The sequence below is a fragment of the Morganella sp. TYF_1 genome (genome assembly GCF_043105645.1).
Classification (GTDB): Bacteria; Pseudomonadota; Gammaproteobacteria; order Enterobacterales; family Enterobacteriaceae; genus Morganella; species Morganella morganii_B.
On sequence record NZ_JBICLU010000009.1, the window covers coordinates 1 to 16,435 of the forward strand.

The following is a 16,435-nucleotide window of genomic DNA, read 5'->3' on the forward strand; positions in this document are numbered from 1 at the left end:
CTGAAAGCACTGGAAGGCGAAGCAGAGTGGGAAGCGAAAATCGTTGAACTGGCAGGCTTCCTGGATTCTTACATCCCTGAGCCAGAGCGTGCAATTGACAAGCCGTTCCTGCTGCCAATCGAAGACGTATTCTCAATCTCCGGCCGTGGTACTGTTGTTACCGGTCGTGTTGAGCGCGGTATCGTTAAAGTCGGTGAAGAAGTTGAAATCGTGGGTATCAAAGACACGATCAAAACGACCTGTACCGGTGTTGAAATGTTCCGCAAACTGCTGGACGAAGGCCGTGCAGGTGAGAACGTCGGTGTTCTGCTGCGTGGTACCAAGCGTGAAGAAATCGAACGTGGTCAGGTTCTGGCTAAACCAGGTTCAATCAAGCCGCACACCAAATTTGAATCAGAAGTTTATATTCTGAGCAAAGATGAAGGTGGTCGTCATACTCCATTCTTCAAAGGCTACCGTCCACAGTTCTACTTCCGTACCACAGACGTAACAGGTATGATCGAGCTGCCGGAAGGCGTTGAAATGGTAATGCCGGGCGACAACATCAAAATGATCGTCACCCTGATCCACCCAATCGCGATGGACGATGGTCTGCGTTTCGCAATCCGTGAAGGCGGTCGTACCGTTGGCGCGGGTGTTGTAGCGAAAGTAATGGGTTAATTCCCTGCTGATTGTGAAAAAGAGAGCTGCGGCTCTCTTTTTTTATATCTCTCTTCCGGCAGCGGCTGACAAAATTTACACAATCGCAATTGTAATAATACTGATTATCATTTACTCTTTACCGCAGTCAGGAGGAATGATATGTACGTATGTTTGTGTAATGCCATCAGTGATAAAGCCATCCGGAATGCCGTGCGTCAGAATAAGGTTCATTCCATCGGTGAACTGCGCAAAATTATCCCTGTCGGCACTGAATGCGGCAAATGCATCCGCCACGCCAAAACCGTTATTGCAGAAGAGCATATGTCTGTCCCGGTCGACCGCGTCGCCTGAATCTTTTCTCTTAAACCCGCCGGAATTTTGAACTGTATCGCTATTTTGTCACTGTAATCACTCCGTGAATTATTTCCTGTGTCTATACTGAACAGACAGGAAACAAAGGAGGGTACATGAAAGGCGATAAAAAAATGATCTCGCATCTGAACAAATTGCTGGGAAATGAACTGGTTGCCATTAACCAGTATTTTCTGCATGCGCGTATGTTCAAAAACTGGGGTCTGATTAAACTCAACAACAAAGAATATGAAGAATCCATTGATGAGATGAAACACGCGGATGAATACATTGAGCGTATCTTATTTCTGGAAGGGATTCCGAACCTTCAGGATCTCGGCAAACTTCATATCGGCGAAGATGTGGAAGAAATGCTGAAGTCTGACCTTCAGCTGGAACTGGACGGCGCCAAAGATTTACGCGAAGCGATTGCCTATGCCGATTCCAAACATGATTATGTCAGCCGTGATTTAATGATAAAAATTCTGGCGGAAGAGGAATCTCACATCGACTGGCTGGAAACCCAGCTGGATCTGATAGCCCGTGTGGGCCTGCAAAATTATCAGCAGGCGCAGATGGCGGACGCAGACACAGAATAAAGAACAGAGAAATAATCACTGAAGTAAGCAATGTGCAGAACCGCCGGCAGGGAAACCCGCGGCGGTTTTTTCTTTTCTGATTTTTTGTCATAGTGCCGGAGATAATTTGCACAAATCCCGGTTTGCGGCTTGCTTTCAGGGCTCATTCACGTATAATGCGCGGGCTTGCCAATTGTGCAAGCCTGGTTGATACCAGCATTGGGCAGTCTGTTTTTTCGCTGTTCATGAAAATATCCCCGATATGGGGATTACATCGAGAACGATTACACTCCCCCGTCAATCGAAATGGGTGCGAGGAGTAATTTTTTACGTTTATAAAATAGTTGGAGCTCTGGTCTCATGCAGAACCAAAGAATCCGTATCCGCCTTAAAGCTTTTGATCATCGTCTGATCGATCAATCAACTGCGGAAATCGTAGAGACTGCTAAGCGCACTGGTGCGCAAGTTCGTGGTCCTATCCCGCTGCCGACCCGTAAAGAGCGTTTTACCGTTCTGATCTCTCCGCACGTCAACAAAGATGCGCGCGATCAGTACGAAATTCGCACTCACAAACGTCTGGTTGACATCGTTGAGCCAACTGAAAAAACCGTTGATGCTCTGATGCGTCTGGATCTGGCTGCCGGCGTTGACGTGCAGATCAGCCTGGGTTAATCAGGTATCAATTGATTGAGAGGTTGAAACAATGATTGGTTTAGTCGGTAAAAAAGTGGGTATGACCCGCATCTTCACTGAAGAAGGTGTGTCAATCCCTGTTACTGTTATCGAAATCGAAAATAACCGCGTTACTCAGGTTAAATCTGACGAAACTGACGGTTATCGTGCTATTCAGGTTACCACCGGCAGCAAAAAAGCTAACCGTGTGAACAAACCTGAAGCAGGACATTTCGCAAAAGCTGGTGTTGAAGCTGGTCGCCTGTTACGTGAATTCCGCCTGTCAGAAGGTGAAGAGTTCACTGTTGGCCAGAACATCAGCGTTGAAATTTTCGCTGACGTTAAGAAAGTTGACGTTACTGGTACATCTAAAGGTAAGGGCTTCGCCGGTACTGTAAAGCGCTGGAACTTCCGTACTCAGGATGCTACTCACGGTAACTCCTTGTCTCACCGTGTTCCGGGTTCTATCGGTCAGAACCAGACTCCGGGTAAGGTATTTAAAGGCAAGAAAATGGCAGGTCAGCTGGGTAACGAACGTGTAACCGTTCAGAGCCTGGATGTCGTTCGCGTTGACGCTGAGCGTAACCTGCTGCTGGTAAAAGGTGCTGTCCCGGGTGCAACCGGTAGCAACCTGATTGTTAAACCAGCTGTCAAGGCTTAACGTCGAGGAGATAGGAATGGAATTGGTAATGAAAGACGCGCAAAGCGCGCTGACTGTTTCCGAAACTACCTTCGGGCGTGATTTCAATGAAGCGCTTGTCCATCAAGTAGTTGTTGCGTATGCAGCTGGTGCTCGTCAAGGTACACGTGCTCAGAAAACTCGTGCTGAAGTTACTGGGTCTGGTAAAAAACCATGGCGCCAAAAAGGTACTGGTCGTGCCCGCTCTGGTTCAGTTAAGAGCCCAATCTGGCGCTCTGGTGGTATCACTTTCGCAGCGAAACCACAGGACCACAGTCAAAAAGTTAACAAAAAGATGTACCGCGGCGCGCTGAAAAGCATCCTGTCCGAACTGGTACGTCAGGATCGTCTGATCATTGTCGAAAAATTTGCTGTAGAAGCACCTAAAACCAAGCTGCTGGTACAGAAATTGAAAGATATGGCTCTGGAAGACGTGATGATCGTCACTCACGAAGTTGATGAGAACCTGTTCTTAGCAGCTCGCAACCTGTACAAGGTTGATGTGCGTGATGTCACTGCAATCGATCCGGTCAGTCTGATCGCGTTCGGTAAAGTAGTGATGACTGCTGAAGCAGTTAAGCAAGTTGAGGAGATGCTGGCATGATCCGTGAAGAACGTCTGCTGAAAGTACTGCGCGCGCCGCATGTATCTGAAAAAGCGTCTACCGCGATGGAAAAAACCAATACCATCGTGCTCAAAGTTGCTAAAGACGCGACTAAAGCTGAAATCAAAGCTGCAGTTGAAAAACTGTTCGAAGTCAAAGTTGAAGGTGTTAACACTCTGCTGGTTAAAGGCAAAGTGAAGCGCCACGGTCAGCGTTTCGGTCGTCGTAGCGACTGGAAAAAAGCTTACGTCACCCTGCAGGAAGGCCAGAATCTGGACTTCGTCGGCGGCGCTGAGTAAGTCGGAGGAGTAAAGAACAATGGCAATTGTTAAATGTAAACCTACGTCTCCGGGCCGTCGCCACGTCGTTAAAGTGGTTAACCCTGAGCTTCACAAGGGCAAACCTTACGCACCACTGCTTGAGAAAAACAACAAGTCTGGTGGTCGTAACAACAATGGCCGTATCACTACCCGTCATATTGGTGGTGGTCACAAGCAAAATTACCGTATTGTTGACTTTAAACGTAACAAAGACGGTATCCCGGCTGTTGTAGAACGTCTGGAATATGATCCAAACCGTTCAGCAAATATTGCTCTGGTATTATACAAAGACGGTGAACGCCGTTACATCCTGGCGCCTAAAGGCCTGAAAGCTGGTGATCAAATCCAGTCTGGTGTTGATGCTGCAATCAAAGCGGGTAACGCTCTGCCAATGCGCAACATTCCGGTTGGTTCTACTGTTCATAACGTAGAAATGAAACCAGGTAAAGGCGGCCAGATGGCACGTTCTGCCGGTACTTACGTTCAGATCGTTGCGCGCGATGGTGCTTATGTCACTATTCGTCTGCGTTCCGGTGAGATGCGTAAAGTTCCTTCAGACTGCCGCGCGACTTTAGGTGAAGTGGGTAACGCTGAACACATGCTGCGCGTTCTGGGTAAAGCCGGTGCAAGCCGCTGGCGTGGTATTCGCCCTACCGTTCGCGGTACTGCGATGAACCCGGTAGACCACCCACATGGTGGTGGTGAAGGTCGTAACTTTGGTAAACACCCTGTAACACCATGGGGCGTTCAGACCAAAGGTAAGAAGACTCGTAAAAACAAACGCACTGAACACTTCATCGTTCATCGTCGTACTAAGAAATAATTAGAGGATAAGCCATGCCACGTTCTCTCAAGAAAGGTCCTTTTATTGACCTGCACTTGCTGAAGAAGGTAGAGAAAGCGGTGGAAAGCGGTGACAAAAAGCCTGTTAAGACTTGGTCCCGTCGTTCAACGATCTTTCCTAACATGATCGGTTTGACCATCGCTGTCCATAATGGTCGTCAGCATGTTCCGGTTTACGTTACCGACGAAATGGTTGGTCACAAACTGGGTGAATTCGCGCCGACCCGTACTTATCGCGGCCATGCGGCTGATAAAAAAGCCAAAAAGAAATAAGGTAGGAGGAAGAGATGGAAACTATTGCTATGCATCGCCACGCTCGTTCTTCTGCTCAGAAGGTTCGCCTGGTGGCTGACCTGATCCGCGGTAAGAAAGTGTCGCAAGCTCTGGAAATTTTAACCTTTACCAACAAGAAAGCTGCTGGTTTAGTGAAGAAAGTCCTGGAGTCTGCTATTGCTAACGCAGAACACAACGATGGCGCTGACATCGATGATCTGAAAGTAGCGAAAATTTTCGTTGACGACGGCCCAACCATGAAGCGCATCATGCCTCGTGCAAAAGGTCGTGCAGATCGTATTCTTAAGCGCACCAGCCACATCACTGTGGTTGTGTCCGATCGCTGATACCTGGAGACTAGCAATGGGTCAGAAAGTAAATCCAAATGGTATTCGCCTGGGTATTGTTAAACCTTGGAACTCTACCTGGTTTGCGAACACCAAAGAATTCGCTGACAACCTGGACAGCGACTTTAAAGTACGTAAGTACTTAACTAAAGAACTGGAAAAAGCGTCAGTTTCACGCATCGTTATCGAGCGTCCTGCTAAGAGCATCCGTGTGACTATTCACACTGCACGCCCTGGCATCGTGATCGGTAAGAAAGGTGAAGACGTTGAAAAACTGCGCAAAAGCGTTTCAGATATCGCTGGCGTTCCTGCGCAGATCAATATTGCCGAAGTACGTAAACCTGAACTGGACGCAAAATTAGTTGCTGACAGCATCACTTCACAGCTGGAACGTCGTGTTATGTTCCGTCGTGCTATGAAGCGTGCGGTACAGAATGCTATGCGTTTAGGCGCTAAAGGTATCAAAGTCGAAGTCAGCGGCCGTTTAGGCGGTGCTGAAATCGCACGTACTGAGTGGTATCGCGAAGGCCGTGTGCCTCTGCATACCCTGCGTGCAGACATCGATTACAACACCTCTGAAGCTCAGACTACTTATGGTGTTATCGGTGTGAAAGTGTGGATCTTCAAAGGTGAGATTCTGGGTGGCATGGCTGCAGTTGAACAGGCGGAAAAACCGGCTGCTCAACCTAAAAAACAGCAGCGTAAAGGCCGTAAGTAAAGGAGAGTCGCTGAATGTTACAACCAAAGCGTACAAAATTCCGTAAAGTGCACAAAGGCCGTAACCGCGGTCTGGCAGCCGGCGCGGATGTGAGCTTCGGCACTTATGGTCTGAAAGCTGTTGGCCGTGGTCGTCTGACCGCACGTCAGATCGAAGCAGCACGTCGTGCTATGACCCGTGCAGTTAAGCGTCAGGGTAAAATCTGGATCCGTGTGTTCCCGGACAAACCTATCACTGAAAAGCCTCTTGAAGTGCGTATGGGTAAAGGTAAAGGTAACGTGGAGTATTGGGTTGCCTTAATCCAGCCGGGTAAAGTCCTGTATGAAATGGACGGCGTATCGGAAGAGCTTGCTCGTGAAGCATTCAAGCTGGCAGCAGCTAAACTGCCTATCAAAACCACCTTTGTAACTAAGACGGTGATGTAATGAAAGCGAAAGAGCTGCGCGAAAAAAGCGTTGAAGAGCTGAACACTGAGCTGCTGAACCTGCTGCGCGAACAATTTAACCTGCGTATGCAAGCGGCAAGCGGCCAGTTACAACAGTCTCATCTGTTAAAACAAGTGCGTCGTAATATTGCACGTGTTAAGACTTTATTGACTGAGAAGGCGGGTGCGTAATGACCGATAAAATCCGTACTCTGCAAGGTCGTGTTGTTAGTGACAAAATGGAGAAATCCATCGTTGTGACTATCGAGCGTATGGTGAAACACCCTCTGTATGGTAAGTTCATCCGTCGTACGACTAAACTGCACGTACATGACGAGAACAATGAATGTGGTATCGGTGACGTGGTAGAAATCCGCGAAACCCGTCCACTGTCTAAGACTAAGTCCTGGACCCTGGTTCGCGTCGTAGAGAAAGCGGTACTGTAATAGCACTGCTTTCTGATGTAGAATAAACGGCTCGGCTTTAGAGCCGTTTATTTTTTTCTATCCATAACGAAGATGTGGTGTTATAATGCCGCGCCCTCGTAATATGGGTATTTGGACGGCCTCTCTTTTTAGTAAGAGTGGCTCAGTAGTAGTTGACATTTAGCGGAGCACTAAAATGATCCAAGAACAGACTATGCTGAACGTGGCCGATAACTCCGGTGCACGTCGCGTAATGTGTATCAAGGTTCTAGGTGGCTCGCACCGTCGCTACGCAGCTGTAGGCGACATTATCAAAATTACCATCAAGGAAGCAATTCCGCGCGGTAAAGTAAAAAAAGGTGATGTTCTGAAGGCAGTAGTGGTGCGCACCAAGAAGGGTGTACGTCGCCCTGACGGTTCTGTCATTCGCTTCGATAGCAACGCTTGTGTATTGTTAAACAATAACAGCGAGCAGGTTATCGGTACGCGTATTTTTGGGCCGGTAACTCGTGAACTTCGTAACGAGAAGTTTATGAAAATTATCTCACTGGCACCTGAAGTACTCTAAGGAGCGGAACTATGGCAGCGAAAATCCGTCGTGATGACGAAATTATCGTGCTGACCGGCAAAGATAAAGGTAAGCGCGGTAAAGTAAAACAGGTTCTTTCTTCTGGTAAAGTTATCGTTGAAGGTATCAATCTGGTTAAGAAACATCAGAAGCCGGTTCCGGCCCTGAACCAACCAGGTGGCATCGTTGAAAAAGAAGCTGCAATTCAGGTTTCTAACGTTGCAATCTTCAATGCGGCAACCGGCAAGGCTGACCGTGTAGGTTTTAGATTCGAAGACGGCAAAAAAGTCCGTTTCTTCAAATCTAACAGCGAAACTATCAAGTAATTTTTGGAGTATACGATGGCGAAACTGCATGATTACTACAAAGACGAAGTAGTTAAACAACTGATGACTCAGTTTAACTACAATTCTGTCATGCAAGTCCCTCGGGTCGAGAAGATCACCCTGAATATGGGTGTTGGTGAAGCAATTGCTGATAAAAAACTGCTGGATAACGCAGCAGCTGACTTAGCAGCAATCTCTGGTCAGAAACCATTGATCACCAAAGCACGCAAATCTGTTGCAGGCTTCAAAATCCGCCAGGGCTATCCAATCGGCTGTAAAGTAACTCTGCGTGGCGAACGCATGTGGGAGTTCTTTGAGCGACTGATTTCTATTGCTGTACCACGTATTCGTGACTTCCGTGGCTTGTCCGCTAAGTCTTTCGATGGTCGCGGTAACTACAGCATGGGCGTACGTGAACAAATCATCTTCCCTGAAATCGATTACGATAAAGTGGATCGTGTTCGTGGTCTTGATATTACTATCACTACCACCGCGAAATCTGATGATGAAGGTCGCGCACTGTTATCAGCGTTTAACTTCCCGTTTCGCAAGTAAGGCAGGGTATTCATGGCTAAGAAATCTATGAAAGCACGTGATGTAAAACGTGCAAAATTAGCTGAGAAATTCTTCGCAAAACGCGCAGAACTGAAAGCTACCATCTCCGATGTCAACGCATCAGATGACGATCGTTGGGATGCTGTTCTGAAGCTTCAATCTCTGCCACGTGATTCCAGTCCTTCCCGTCAGCGTAACCGTTGCCGCCAAACCGGGCGTCCACACGGTTTTCTGCGGAAGTTTGGCTTAAGCCGTATTAAAGTCCGTGAAGCCGCTATGCGCGGTGAAATCCCGGGCCTTAAGAAAGCTAGCTGGTAATTGTCACCATATTGAATCACGGGAGTAAAGACAGATGAGCATGCAAGATCCCATCGCGGATATGCTGACCCGTATCCGTAACGGTCAGGCCGCGAATAAAGTTGCGGTCACCATGCCTTCCTCCAAGCTGAAAGTGGCGATTGCCAACGTGCTGAAGGAAGAAGGTTATATTGAAGATTTTAAAATCGAAGGCGACATCAAGCCGGAACTGGAACTGACGCTTAAGTATTTCCAGGGTAAGGCTGTTGTAGAAAGTATCCAGCGCGTAAGCCGCCCAAGTCTGCGTATTTATAAGCGCAAAGACGAACTGCCACAAGTTATGGCAGGTCTGGGTATCGCAGTTGTTTCTACATCTAAAGGTGTAATGACTGATCGTGCAGCTCGCCAGGCTGGTCTTGGTGGCGAGATTCTCTGCTACGTAGCATAATTCGGGAGGAAAGAATGTCTCGTGTGGCAAAAGCACCCGTCGTCATTCCTGCCGGCGTAGAGGTAAAACTCAACGGTCAGGTTATTTCGATTAAGGGTAAAAACGGCGAGCTGAGCCGTAATATCCACAACGCTGTAGAAGTTAAACATGCAGACAACCAGTTAACCTTTGGTCCGCGTGACGGTTTTACCGACGCATGGGCACAGGCTGGTACAACTCGTGCACTGGTTAACGCTATGGTTGTTGGTGTTACCGAAGGCTTCTCTAAGAAGCTGCAACTGGTAGGTGTTGGTTATCGTGCAGCCGTTAAAGGTGATGTGGTAAACCTGTCTGTAGGTTTCTCTCACCCGGTAGAGCACAAACTGCCGGCTGGCGTTACTGCTGAATGTCCGACCCAAACTGAAATCGTACTGAAAGGTGCTGATAAGCAGGTTATTGGTCAGATCGCAGCAGACTTACGCGCCTATCGTCGCCCTGAACCTTACAAAGGTAAAGGTATTCGCTACGCCGACGAAGTCGTGCGTATTAAAGAGGCTAAGAAGAAGTAAGGTAACACTATGGATAAGAAAGCAGCTCGTATCCGTCGTGCGACCCGCGCACGCCGCAAGCTTATGGAACTGGGTGCAACCCGCCTGGTGGTACATCGTACCCCTCGCCATATCTATGCGCAGGTTATTGCACCAAACGGTTCTGAAACGTTGGTGGCCGCTTCTACTGTTGAAAAAGCTATCAGCGAACAAGTTAAATACACCGGAAACAAAGATGCCGCAGTTGCAGTAGGTAAAGCTATTGCTGAGCGCGCACTGGAAAAAGGAATCAAAGCAGTATCCTTTGACCGTTCAGGTTTCCAATATCATGGTCGAGTCCAGGCACTGGCAGATGCTGCCCGTGAAGCTGGCCTACAGTTCTAAGGTAGAGGTGTAAGATGGCACACATCGAAAAACAGGCTGGCGAACTGCAGGAAAAGCTGATCGCGGTAAACCGCGTATCTAAAACCGTTAAAGGTGGTCGTATCTTTAGCTTCACCGCACTGACTGTAGTGGGTGATGGCAATGGCCGCGTTGGTTTTGGTTACGGTAAAGCACGCGAAGTTCCGGCAGCAATCCAGAAAGCGATGGAAAAAGCCCGTCGCAACATGAAAACCGTTGCACTTAACAACGGCACATTATTCCACCCAGTGAAAGGCACACACACCGGTTCCCGCGTGTTCATGCAGCCTGCTCACGAAGGTACCGGTATTATTGCCGGTGGTGCAATGCGTGCTGTTCTTGAAGTTGCCGGTGTTCGTAACGTCCTGGCTAAAACTTATGGTTCCACGAACCCAATTAACGTTGTTCGTGCAACACTGGATGCTTTAGACAGCATGAAGTCTCCGGAAATGGTTGCAGCTAAGCGTGGTAAATCCGTCGAAGAAATTCTGGGGTAATGGACCATGGCTAAGACAATTAAAATTACACAAACCCGCAGCTCAATCGGCCGTCTGCCAAAACACAAGGCAACTCTGGTCGGTTTAGGTCTGCGTCATATTGGCCACACTGTAGAACGCGAAGATACACCAGCGGTTCGTGGTATGGTTAATCGTATTTCCTATATGGTTAAAGTTGAGGAGTAACAGATGCAATTAAATACTCTGTCTCCGGCAGCAGGTGCTAAACACGCACCAAAACGTGTAGGTCGTGGTATTGGTTCCGGTCTCGGTAAAACCGCAGGTCGTGGTCACAAAGGTCAGAGCTCTCGTTCTGGCGGTGGCGTACGTCGTGGGTTTGAAGGTGGTCAGATGCCTTTATATCGTCGTCTGCCAAAATTCGGCTTTACTTCACGTAAAGCGATGGTCACTGCTGAGATCCGTTTATCTGATCTTCAGCTGATCGAAGGCGATGTTATCGATCTTAATGTATTGAAAGCCGCAAACGTTATTGGTCCACAGATCGAGTACGCGAAAGTGTTCCTGTCTGGTGAACTGACTCGTGCAGTTACTGTACGCGGCCTGCGTGTTACTAAAGGCGCTCGTGCTGTTATCGAAGCTGCTGGCGGTAAAATCGAGGAATAAGTAACAGATGGCAAAGCAACCAGGTACAGATTTCCAAAGTGCTAAAGGCGGAATAGGTGAGTTAAAGCGTCGTTTACTGTTTGTGCTCGGCGCACTGATTGTTTTCCGTATTGGCTCTTTCATTCCTATCCCTGGTATTGATGCCACTGTTCTTGCGAAATTGCTCGAGCAACAACAAGGCACCATCATTGAGATGTTTAACATGTTCTCTGGTGGTGCGTTGAGTCGTGCTTCAATCTTTGCGCTGGGTATCATGCCGTACATTTCGGCATCGATTATCATCCAGCTGCTGAGCGTGGTGAACCCGCGCCTGGCGGAGATTAAGAAAGAAGGGGAAGCTGGTCGTCGTAAGATTAGCCAGTACACCCGGTATAGTACGTTAGTCCTCGGTATATTCCAATCTGTTGGTATCGCGATGGGCTTACCGAATATGCCTGGTATGCAGGGCCTGGTTATTAACCCCGGCTTTGCATTCTACTTCACGGCTGTTGTGAGTTTGGTGACAGGGACTATGTTCCTGATGTGGCTGGGTGAGCAGATTACTGAACGTGGTATCGGTAACGGTATTTCGATCATTATCTTCGCCGGTATTGTTGCGGGTCTCCCGTCAGCAATTGGTCATACCATCGAGCAAGCTCGTCAAGGCGAACTGCACTTCCTCCTGTTGCTATTGGTTGCAGTCTTGGTATTTGCGGTTACTTGCTTTGTTGTCTTTATGGAGCGTGGTCAGCGTCGTATCGTCGTTAACTATGCCAAACGTCAGCAAGGCCGCCGTGTTTACGCGGCACAAAGTACACACTTACCGTTGAAAGTGAATATGGCGGGTGTAATTCCTGCGATTTTCGCTTCCAGTATTATCCTGTTCCCTGGTACAATTGCATCTTGGTTCGGTGATGGTACTGGTTGGGATTGGCTGACGACAATTTCTATGTATCTGCAGCCAGGCCAGCCGCTCTATGTGTTACTTTATGCCTCTGCAATCATATTCTTCTGTTTCTTCTATACCGCACTGGTATTTAATCCAAGAGAAACAGCAGATAACCTGAAGAAGTCCGGTGCATTTGTACCAGGAATTCGTCCGGGAGAGCAAACGGCCAAGTACATCGATAAAGTAATGACCCGTTTAACTTTAGTTGGCGCGTTATACATTACCTTTATCTGCCTAATCCCGGAGTTCATGCGTGACGCAATGAAAGTACCTTTCTACTTTGGTGGTACTTCCCTCTTAATCGTGGTTGTGGTCATCATGGACTTTATGGCTCAAGTGCAAACTCTGATGATGTCAAGTCAGTACGAGTCTGCATTGAAAAAAGCAAACCTCAAAGGTTATAACCGTTAATTCGGTTTGCTTTAGAAGTTACGGAGAGTAAAAATGAAAGTTCGTGCTTCCGTCAAGAAATTATGCCGTAACTGCAAAATCGTTAAGCGTCACGGTGTCGTGCGCGTGATTTGCAGTGCTGAGCCTAAGCATAAACAGCGCCAAGGCTAATAAAAAGCATATTTTTCTTGCAAAGTTGGATTGAGCTGGCTAAATTAGCCAGCCAATCTTTTTATAAACGTGGTTCTACTGTTTGAGTATCCTGAAAACGGGCTTTTCAGATCAGTATTACCCCAAAATTTTTAGGAGTGCATAGTGGCCCGTATAGCAGGCATTAACATTCCTGATCATAAACATGCTGTTATTGCATTAACTGCAATTTTCGGCATCGGCTTAACCCGTTCACAGGCTATCTGTAAAGCAACGGGTATTGCTGAAGATGTTAAGATCAGTGAGCTGTCTGAAGAGCAAATCGACCAACTGCGTGACGAAGTTGCTAAATACGTTGTAGAAGGTGACCTGCGCCGTGAAGTGACCCTCAGCATCAAACGTCTTATGGACATTGGTTGCTATCGTGGTTTACGCCATCGTCGTGGTCTTCCGGTACGCGGTCAGCGTACGAAGACTAACGCACGTACCCGTAAGGGTCCGCGTAAGCCGATCAAGAAATAATCGGGGAATCTTATAATGGCAAAAGCACCTGTTCGTGCACGTAAGCGTGTAAGAAAACAAGTCTCTGACGGTGTGGCTCATATCCATGCTTCTTTCAACAACACAATCGTTACCATCACTGACCGTCAGGGTAACGCATTAGGTTGGGCAACTGCCGGTGGTTCCGGTTTCCGTGGTTCTCGTAAATCAACTCCATTCGCAGCACAGGTTGCAGCAGAACGTTGCGCAGAGGCTGTGAAAGAGTACGGTATTAAGAATCTGGAAGTTATGGTTAAAGGACCTGGTCCTGGCCGTGAGTCAACCGTTCGCGCATTAAACGCGGCTGGTTTCCGCATCACTAACATTACTGATGTGACTCCGATCCCTCATAACGGTTGTCGTCCTCCGAAAAAACGTCGCGTTTAATCGCCCTCACGTTTTTTAGGATAGTTGGAGAAAGAAAATGGCTAGATATTTGGGTCCGAAGCTCAAGCTGAGCCGTCGCGAAGGAACAGACCTCTTCCTGAAGTCTGGTGTTCGCGCGATTGACACCAAGTGTAAATTAGATCAAGCACCAGGCCAGCACGGCGCCCGTAAACCGCGTCTGTCTGATTATGGTGTTCAGTTACGTGAAAAACAAAAAGTTCGTCGTATGTACGGCGTACTGGAACGTCAGTTCCGTAACTACTATAAAGAAGCAACCCGCCTGAAAGGCAACACCGGTGAAAACCTGCTGTCTCTGCTGGAAGGTCGTTTAGACAACGTTATTTATCGTATGGGCTTTGGCGCAACCCGCGCAGAAGCACGTCAGATCGTCAGCCACAAAGCTGTCATGGTAAATGGCCGTGTTGTAAACATTGCTTCTTATCAGGTTTCCCCTAACGACGTAATCAGCATTCGTGAAAAAGCGAAAAAACAGTCTCGTATTAAGGCTGCTTTAGAGCTGGCTGAGCAGCGTGAAAAACCAACTTGGTTGGAAGTTGATGCTGCGAAAATGGAAGGTGTGTTCAAACGTATTCCTGAGCGTACTGACCTTTCTGCTGATATTAACGAGCACCTGATCGTCGAGCTTTACTCTAAGTAAGGCTTAGCACCAAAGAGAGGACACAATGCAGGGTTCTGTGACAGAGTTTCTTAAACCGCGCCTGGTTGATATCGAGCAAATCAGTTCGACGCACGCCAAGGTGACCCTTGAACCATTAGAGCGTGGCTTTGGCCATACTCTGGGTAACGCACTGCGCCGTATTCTGCTTTCGTCTATGCCGGGTTGTGCGGTAACTGAGGTTGAGATTGATGGTGTACTCCATGAGTACAGCACTAAAGAAGGTGTACAGGAAGATATCCTGGAAATTCTGCTCAACCTGAAAGGGCTGGCGGTAAAACTTCAGGGGAAAGATGAAGTCATCTTAACTCTGAATAAATCTGGCATTGGCCCTGTGACTGCAGCCGACATCATCCATGACGGTGATGTTGAAATCGTCAAGCCGGAGCATGTAATTTGCCATCTCACTGACGAAGGCGCATCTATTAATATGCGCATCAAAGTTCAGCGTGGTCGTGGTTATGTTCCGGCTTCTGCCCGAATTCATTCGGAAGAAGATGAGCGCCCAATCGGTCGTCTGTTAGTAGACGCGTGCTACAGCCCAGTTGAGCGTATTGCTTACAATGTTGAAGCAGCACGTGTTGAGCAGCGTACCGATTTGGATAAATTGGTTATCGAAATGGAAACCAACGGCACGATTGATCCAGAAGAATCAATTCGTCGTGCGGCAACCATTCTGGCCGAACAACTGGAAGCTTTCGTTGACTTACGTGATGTTCGTCAGCCGGAAGTGAAAGAAGAAAAACCAGAATTCGATCCGATTTTACTGCGCCCAGTAGACGATCTCGAATTGACTGTCCGCTCTGCTAACTGTCTCAAGGCAGAAGCAATCCACTACATCGGTGATCTGGTACAGCGTACAGAAGTTGAGTTGCTCAAAACGCCTAACCTTGGTAAGAAATCACTTACTGAAATTAAGGACGTTCTGGCATCTCGCGGCTTATCTCTGGGCATGCGTCTGGAAAATTGGCCGCCGGCAAGTATTGCTGACGAATAAGATCACAGGTTAAGGTTTTACTGAGAAGGATAAGGTCATGCGCCATCGTATGAGTGGTCGTCAATTGAACCGCAACAGCAGCCATCGCCAAGCTATGTTTCGTAACATGGCCGGTTCTTTAGTTCGTCACGAAATTATCAAGACGACTTTGCCTAAGGCAAAAGAACTGCGTCGCGTTGTTGAGCCGTTGATTACCCTGGCTAAAACGGATAGCGTTGCTAACCGTCGTTTAGCATTCGCCCGTACTCGTGATAACGAAATCGTGGCAAAACTGTTCAACGAGCTGGGACCACGTTTCGCTCAGCGTGCAGGTGGTTACACCCGCATTCTGAAATGTGGTTTCCGTGCTGGTGACAATGCTCCAATGGCTTACATTGAGCTTGTTGACCGCGCTGAATCCCAGACTGAAGCAGCAGCAGAGTAATCTGTTACTGCGTAAAAAAACCGGGTTTTTACCCGGTTTTTTTATTTCTGTTAATCCTGCCCTTGAAGTTACTCCCCTCATCCCCATATCTCTGCCAATGACATACAACATTTTACGATTCTGATATGATGGCTTCAGGCCAGATGATATCAGGAGGTTGCCGATGTACCGAATTGGTCAGTTAGCAAAACTTGCAGAAGTGACACCGGATACAATCCGTTTTTATGAAAAACAGGGCATGATGGATCATCAGACCCGGACGGATGGTGGCTATCGTTTGTATACTGAGCAGGATCTGCACCGGCTGCGTTTTATCCGCTATGCAAAACAATTAGGGTTTACCCTGGAGGCGATCAGCGAACTGCTATCGATCCGCGTTGATCCTGAACATCACACCTGCCGTGAATCAAAGCAAATTGTGGATGACCGGCTGAAAGATGTGGAAACAAAGTTAGTTGAAATGCAGCGAATGCGGGATTCCCTGAAAATGCTGAGTGATGCCTGTTGCGGAACGGCTCATGTCAGTTCACAATGCACCATCCTGGAAATCCTTGAACAGGGCGCGACAGAGCCCTGTGGCTGTTCACAAAAAGAGAGTAAGCATAATCAATGAGGTTACTATGACAAAATATGCTCACAAGCGCGGCGTAATACAAGATAACGCCCTCGAAGCACTGTTATCCGATCCGCTTTTCCGGCAGAGAGTAGAAAAAAATAAGAAAGGTAAAGGGAGTTACAACCGGAAAGAAAAACACAACAAGGCAGGTTACCGGGAGGCCAGTAGTAAGCGATTAGATAATCTTTTACTACTGGCCTTTTAGTT

The 16,435-nt window shown here is 47.8% G+C and carries 33 protein-coding genes; all 33 read left to right on the top strand.

The features are described 5' to 3' along the window. Positions 1-660 (top strand): EF-Tu/IF-2/RF-3 family GTPase (locus tag ACF8OF_RS02355; RefSeq protein WP_392495606.1); only part of this gene is annotated, 660 nt, incomplete at its 5' end. 141 nt (positions 661-801) lie between these two features. Beyond that, positions 802-993, top strand: coding sequence for a bacterioferritin-associated ferredoxin (gene bfd / locus ACF8OF_RS02360; RefSeq protein ID WP_354622384.1), 192 nt, complete (start codon positions 802-804; stop codon positions 991-993). Positions 994-1,109: 116 nt separating this feature from the next. Further along, on the top strand, positions 1,110-1,592 hold the full coding sequence (gene bfr / locus ACF8OF_RS02365) for a bacterioferritin (RefSeq protein ID WP_004238635.1): 483 nt from the start codon (positions 1,110-1,112) through the stop codon (positions 1,590-1,592). Positions 1,593-1,931: 339 nt separating this feature from the next. Then, on the top strand, positions 1,932-2,243 hold the full coding sequence (gene rpsJ / locus ACF8OF_RS02370; protein ID WP_001181005.1) for a 30S ribosomal protein S10: 312 nt from the start codon (positions 1,932-1,934) through the stop codon (positions 2,241-2,243). A 31-nt stretch (positions 2,244-2,274) separates the two neighbouring features. Next, positions 2,275-2,904 (top strand): 50S ribosomal protein L3, encoded by a 630-nt coding sequence (rplC, locus tag ACF8OF_RS02375; RefSeq protein WP_004238634.1) that lies wholly within the window; start codon positions 2,275-2,277, stop codon positions 2,902-2,904. 16 nt (positions 2,905-2,920) lie between these two features. Then, positions 2,921-3,526, top strand: coding sequence for a 50S ribosomal protein L4 (gene rplD, locus ACF8OF_RS02380; RefSeq protein ID WP_024474937.1), 606 nt, complete (start codon positions 2,921-2,923; stop codon positions 3,524-3,526). Then, a complete protein-coding gene (gene rplW, locus ACF8OF_RS02385; protein WP_004238631.1) occupies positions 3,523-3,825 on the top strand; it encodes a 50S ribosomal protein L23 in 303 nt (100 codons plus the stop codon). The genes rplD and rplW overlap by 4 nt, the downstream gene beginning before the upstream one ends. 19 nt (positions 3,826-3,844) lie before the next feature. Next, entirely contained in the window at positions 3,845-4,669 is an 825-nt protein-coding gene (gene rplB / locus ACF8OF_RS02390) for a 50S ribosomal protein L2 (protein ID WP_274371581.1), read from the top strand. 14 nt (positions 4,670-4,683) lie between these two features. Further along, positions 4,684-4,962 (top strand): 30S ribosomal protein S19, encoded by a 279-nt coding sequence (gene rpsS, locus ACF8OF_RS02395; protein ID WP_015422335.1) that lies wholly within the window; start codon positions 4,684-4,686, stop codon positions 4,960-4,962. Between the two features lie 14 nt (positions 4,963-4,976). After that, a complete protein-coding gene (rplV, locus tag ACF8OF_RS02400) occupies positions 4,977-5,309 on the top strand; it encodes a 50S ribosomal protein L22 (RefSeq protein WP_004238627.1) in 333 nt (110 codons plus the stop codon). A 16-nt stretch (positions 5,310-5,325) separates the two neighbouring features. Then, positions 5,326-6,027, top strand: a complete 702-nt coding sequence (rpsC, locus tag ACF8OF_RS02405; RefSeq protein WP_004238626.1) for a 30S ribosomal protein S3 — start codon at positions 5,326-5,328, stop codon at positions 6,025-6,027. 14 nt (positions 6,028-6,041) lie between these two features. Continuing rightward, positions 6,042-6,452 (top strand): 50S ribosomal protein L16, encoded by a 411-nt coding sequence (gene rplP / locus ACF8OF_RS02410; RefSeq protein ID WP_004238625.1) that lies wholly within the window; start codon positions 6,042-6,044, stop codon positions 6,450-6,452. Beyond that, positions 6,452-6,643 carry a 50S ribosomal protein L29 gene (rpmC, locus tag ACF8OF_RS02415; RefSeq protein WP_004238624.1) on the top strand — a complete coding sequence of 64 codons (192 nt, stop codon included), beginning with the start codon at positions 6,452-6,454 and terminating at the stop codon, positions 6,641-6,643. The genes rplP and rpmC overlap by 1 nt, the downstream gene beginning before the upstream one ends. Continuing rightward, complete coding sequence (rpsQ, locus tag ACF8OF_RS02420) at positions 6,643-6,897, top strand: 30S ribosomal protein S17 (RefSeq protein ID WP_015422334.1); 255 nt, start codon at positions 6,643-6,645, stop codon at positions 6,895-6,897. Before rpmC ends, rpsQ begins: the two co-directional genes overlap by 1 nt. 175 nt (positions 6,898-7,072) lie before the next feature. Further along, complete coding sequence (gene rplN / locus ACF8OF_RS02425) at positions 7,073-7,444, top strand: 50S ribosomal protein L14 (protein WP_015422333.1); 372 nt, start codon at positions 7,073-7,075, stop codon at positions 7,442-7,444. An 11-nt stretch (positions 7,445-7,455) separates the two neighbouring features. After that, a complete protein-coding gene (gene rplX / locus ACF8OF_RS02430) occupies positions 7,456-7,770 on the top strand; it encodes a 50S ribosomal protein L24 (RefSeq protein ID WP_004238623.1) in 315 nt (104 codons plus the stop codon). Positions 7,771-7,785: 15 nt separating this feature from the next. Next, on the top strand, positions 7,786-8,325 hold the full coding sequence (rplE, locus tag ACF8OF_RS02435; protein WP_004238621.1) for a 50S ribosomal protein L5: 540 nt from the start codon (positions 7,786-7,788) through the stop codon (positions 8,323-8,325). 12 nt (positions 8,326-8,337) lie between these two features. Beyond that, positions 8,338-8,643 (top strand): 30S ribosomal protein S14, encoded by a 306-nt coding sequence (gene rpsN / locus ACF8OF_RS02440; protein WP_004238619.1) that lies wholly within the window; start codon positions 8,338-8,340, stop codon positions 8,641-8,643. A gap of 34 nt (positions 8,644-8,677) precedes the next feature. Then, a complete protein-coding gene (gene rpsH, locus ACF8OF_RS02445; RefSeq protein WP_004242248.1) occupies positions 8,678-9,070 on the top strand; it encodes a 30S ribosomal protein S8 in 393 nt (130 codons plus the stop codon). A gap of 14 nt (positions 9,071-9,084) precedes the next feature. Further along, entirely contained in the window at positions 9,085-9,618 is a 534-nt protein-coding gene (gene rplF / locus ACF8OF_RS02450; RefSeq protein ID WP_025154666.1) for a 50S ribosomal protein L6, read from the top strand. Between the two features lie 9 nt (positions 9,619-9,627). Further along, a complete protein-coding gene (gene rplR / locus ACF8OF_RS02455; RefSeq protein WP_025154665.1) occupies positions 9,628-9,981 on the top strand; it encodes a 50S ribosomal protein L18 in 354 nt (117 codons plus the stop codon). A 14-nt stretch (positions 9,982-9,995) separates the two neighbouring features. Further along, positions 9,996-10,496 (top strand): 30S ribosomal protein S5, encoded by a 501-nt coding sequence (gene rpsE / locus ACF8OF_RS02460; protein WP_004238615.1) that lies wholly within the window; start codon positions 9,996-9,998, stop codon positions 10,494-10,496. 6 nt (positions 10,497-10,502) lie between these two features. Continuing rightward, a complete protein-coding gene (rpmD, locus tag ACF8OF_RS02465; protein WP_004238614.1) occupies positions 10,503-10,682 on the top strand; it encodes a 50S ribosomal protein L30 in 180 nt (59 codons plus the stop codon). A 3-nt stretch (positions 10,683-10,685) separates the two neighbouring features. Next, a complete protein-coding gene (rplO, locus tag ACF8OF_RS02470) occupies positions 10,686-11,120 on the top strand; it encodes a 50S ribosomal protein L15 (protein WP_004242249.1) in 435 nt (144 codons plus the stop codon). Between the two features lie 7 nt (positions 11,121-11,127). Further along, a complete protein-coding gene (gene secY / locus ACF8OF_RS02475) occupies positions 11,128-12,459 on the top strand; it encodes a preprotein translocase subunit SecY (protein ID WP_025154664.1) in 1,332 nt (443 codons plus the stop codon). A gap of 33 nt (positions 12,460-12,492) precedes the next feature. Continuing rightward, positions 12,493-12,609: a 50S ribosomal protein L36 gene (rpmJ, locus tag ACF8OF_RS02480; RefSeq protein WP_015422332.1), complete on the top strand. Its 117-nt coding sequence runs from the start codon at positions 12,493-12,495 to the stop codon at positions 12,607-12,609. A 144-nt stretch (positions 12,610-12,753) separates the two neighbouring features. Beyond that, positions 12,754-13,110, top strand: coding sequence for a 30S ribosomal protein S13 (gene rpsM / locus ACF8OF_RS02485; protein WP_004242250.1), 357 nt, complete (start codon positions 12,754-12,756; stop codon positions 13,108-13,110). A gap of 15 nt (positions 13,111-13,125) precedes the next feature. Further along, on the top strand, positions 13,126-13,515 hold the full coding sequence (gene rpsK / locus ACF8OF_RS02490) for a 30S ribosomal protein S11 (RefSeq protein ID WP_003863312.1): 390 nt from the start codon (positions 13,126-13,128) through the stop codon (positions 13,513-13,515). A 37-nt stretch (positions 13,516-13,552) separates the two neighbouring features. Next, positions 13,553-14,173 carry a 30S ribosomal protein S4 gene (rpsD, locus tag ACF8OF_RS02495; protein WP_015422331.1) on the top strand — a complete coding sequence of 207 codons (621 nt, stop codon included), beginning with the start codon at positions 13,553-13,555 and terminating at the stop codon, positions 14,171-14,173. Between the two features lie 25 nt (positions 14,174-14,198). Continuing rightward, complete coding sequence (locus ACF8OF_RS02500; RefSeq protein ID WP_004238609.1) at positions 14,199-15,188, top strand: DNA-directed RNA polymerase subunit alpha; 990 nt, start codon at positions 14,199-14,201, stop codon at positions 15,186-15,188. A 37-nt stretch (positions 15,189-15,225) separates the two neighbouring features. Next, positions 15,226-15,612, top strand: coding sequence for a 50S ribosomal protein L17 (rplQ, locus tag ACF8OF_RS02505; RefSeq protein WP_015422330.1), 387 nt, complete (start codon positions 15,226-15,228; stop codon positions 15,610-15,612). A 163-nt stretch (positions 15,613-15,775) separates the two neighbouring features. Next, on the top strand, positions 15,776-16,225 hold the full coding sequence (gene zntR / locus ACF8OF_RS02510; RefSeq protein WP_186850171.1) for a Zn(2+)-responsive transcriptional regulator: 450 nt from the start codon (positions 15,776-15,778) through the stop codon (positions 16,223-16,225). 7 nt (positions 16,226-16,232) lie between these two features. Then, positions 16,233-16,433, top strand: a complete 201-nt coding sequence (locus ACF8OF_RS02515; RefSeq protein ID WP_025154662.1) for an alternative ribosome-rescue factor A — start codon at positions 16,233-16,235, stop codon at positions 16,431-16,433. The last annotated feature ends 2 nt before the right edge of the window (positions 16,434-16,435 follow it).

What these genes read in the sequence shown, in the direction of transcription:
- rplP (WP_004238625.1), top strand. Translation starts at nt 6,042, where the DNA reads ATGTTACAACCAAAGCGTACAAAATTCCGTAAAGTGCACAAAGGCCGT.
- ACF8OF_RS02515 (WP_025154662.1), top strand. Translation starts at nt 16,233, where the DNA reads ATGACAAAATATGCTCACAAGCGCGGCGTAATACAAGATAACGCCCTC.
- rplC (WP_004238634.1), top strand. Translation starts at nt 2,275, where the DNA reads ATGATTGGTTTAGTCGGTAAAAAAGTGGGTATGACCCGCATCTTCACT.
- rplO (WP_004242249.1), top strand. Translation starts at nt 10,686, where the DNA reads ATGCAATTAAATACTCTGTCTCCGGCAGCAGGTGCTAAACACGCACCA.
- rplF (WP_025154666.1), top strand. Translation starts at nt 9,085, where the DNA reads ATGTCTCGTGTGGCAAAAGCACCCGTCGTCATTCCTGCCGGCGTAGAG.
- rplR (WP_025154665.1), top strand. Translation starts at nt 9,628, where the DNA reads ATGGATAAGAAAGCAGCTCGTATCCGTCGTGCGACCCGCGCACGCCGC.
- rpsS (WP_015422335.1), top strand. Translation starts at nt 4,684, where the DNA reads ATGCCACGTTCTCTCAAGAAAGGTCCTTTTATTGACCTGCACTTGCTG.
- bfr (WP_004238635.1), top strand. Translation starts at nt 1,110, where the DNA reads ATGAAAGGCGATAAAAAAATGATCTCGCATCTGAACAAATTGCTGGGA.
- rplW (WP_004238631.1), top strand. Translation starts at nt 3,523, where the DNA reads ATGATCCGTGAAGAACGTCTGCTGAAAGTACTGCGCGCGCCGCATGTA.
- rpmJ (WP_015422332.1), top strand. Translation starts at nt 12,493, where the DNA reads ATGAAAGTTCGTGCTTCCGTCAAGAAATTATGCCGTAACTGCAAAATC.
- rplN (WP_015422333.1), top strand. Translation starts at nt 7,073, where the DNA reads ATGATCCAAGAACAGACTATGCTGAACGTGGCCGATAACTCCGGTGCA.
- zntR (WP_186850171.1), top strand. Translation starts at nt 15,776, where the DNA reads ATGTACCGAATTGGTCAGTTAGCAAAACTTGCAGAAGTGACACCGGAT.
- rpsH (WP_004242248.1), top strand. Translation starts at nt 8,678, where the DNA reads ATGAGCATGCAAGATCCCATCGCGGATATGCTGACCCGTATCCGTAAC.
- secY (WP_025154664.1), top strand. Translation starts at nt 11,128, where the DNA reads ATGGCAAAGCAACCAGGTACAGATTTCCAAAGTGCTAAAGGCGGAATA.
- rpsJ (WP_001181005.1), top strand. Translation starts at nt 1,932, where the DNA reads ATGCAGAACCAAAGAATCCGTATCCGCCTTAAAGCTTTTGATCATCGT.
- bfd (WP_354622384.1), top strand. Translation starts at nt 802, where the DNA reads ATGTACGTATGTTTGTGTAATGCCATCAGTGATAAAGCCATCCGGAAT.
- rplB (WP_274371581.1), top strand. Translation starts at nt 3,845, where the DNA reads ATGGCAATTGTTAAATGTAAACCTACGTCTCCGGGCCGTCGCCACGTC.
- rpsK (WP_003863312.1), top strand. Translation starts at nt 13,126, where the DNA reads ATGGCAAAAGCACCTGTTCGTGCACGTAAGCGTGTAAGAAAACAAGTC.
- rpmD (WP_004238614.1), top strand. Translation starts at nt 10,503, where the DNA reads ATGGCTAAGACAATTAAAATTACACAAACCCGCAGCTCAATCGGCCGT.
- rplX (WP_004238623.1), top strand. Translation starts at nt 7,456, where the DNA reads ATGGCAGCGAAAATCCGTCGTGATGACGAAATTATCGTGCTGACCGGC.
- rpsE (WP_004238615.1), top strand. Translation starts at nt 9,996, where the DNA reads ATGGCACACATCGAAAAACAGGCTGGCGAACTGCAGGAAAAGCTGATC.
- rpsD (WP_015422331.1), top strand. Translation starts at nt 13,553, where the DNA reads ATGGCTAGATATTTGGGTCCGAAGCTCAAGCTGAGCCGTCGCGAAGGA.
- rpsQ (WP_015422334.1), top strand. Translation starts at nt 6,643, where the DNA reads ATGACCGATAAAATCCGTACTCTGCAAGGTCGTGTTGTTAGTGACAAA.
- rpsC (WP_004238626.1), top strand. Translation starts at nt 5,326, where the DNA reads ATGGGTCAGAAAGTAAATCCAAATGGTATTCGCCTGGGTATTGTTAAA.
- rplD (WP_024474937.1), top strand. Translation starts at nt 2,921, where the DNA reads ATGGAATTGGTAATGAAAGACGCGCAAAGCGCGCTGACTGTTTCCGAA.
- rplV (WP_004238627.1), top strand. Translation starts at nt 4,977, where the DNA reads ATGGAAACTATTGCTATGCATCGCCACGCTCGTTCTTCTGCTCAGAAG.
- rpmC (WP_004238624.1), top strand. Translation starts at nt 6,452, where the DNA reads ATGAAAGCGAAAGAGCTGCGCGAAAAAAGCGTTGAAGAGCTGAACACT.
- rplE (WP_004238621.1), top strand. Translation starts at nt 7,786, where the DNA reads ATGGCGAAACTGCATGATTACTACAAAGACGAAGTAGTTAAACAACTG.
- rpsN (WP_004238619.1), top strand. Translation starts at nt 8,338, where the DNA reads ATGGCTAAGAAATCTATGAAAGCACGTGATGTAAAACGTGCAAAATTA.
- ACF8OF_RS02500 (WP_004238609.1), top strand. Translation starts at nt 14,199, where the DNA reads ATGCAGGGTTCTGTGACAGAGTTTCTTAAACCGCGCCTGGTTGATATC.
- rplQ (WP_015422330.1), top strand. Translation starts at nt 15,226, where the DNA reads ATGCGCCATCGTATGAGTGGTCGTCAATTGAACCGCAACAGCAGCCAT.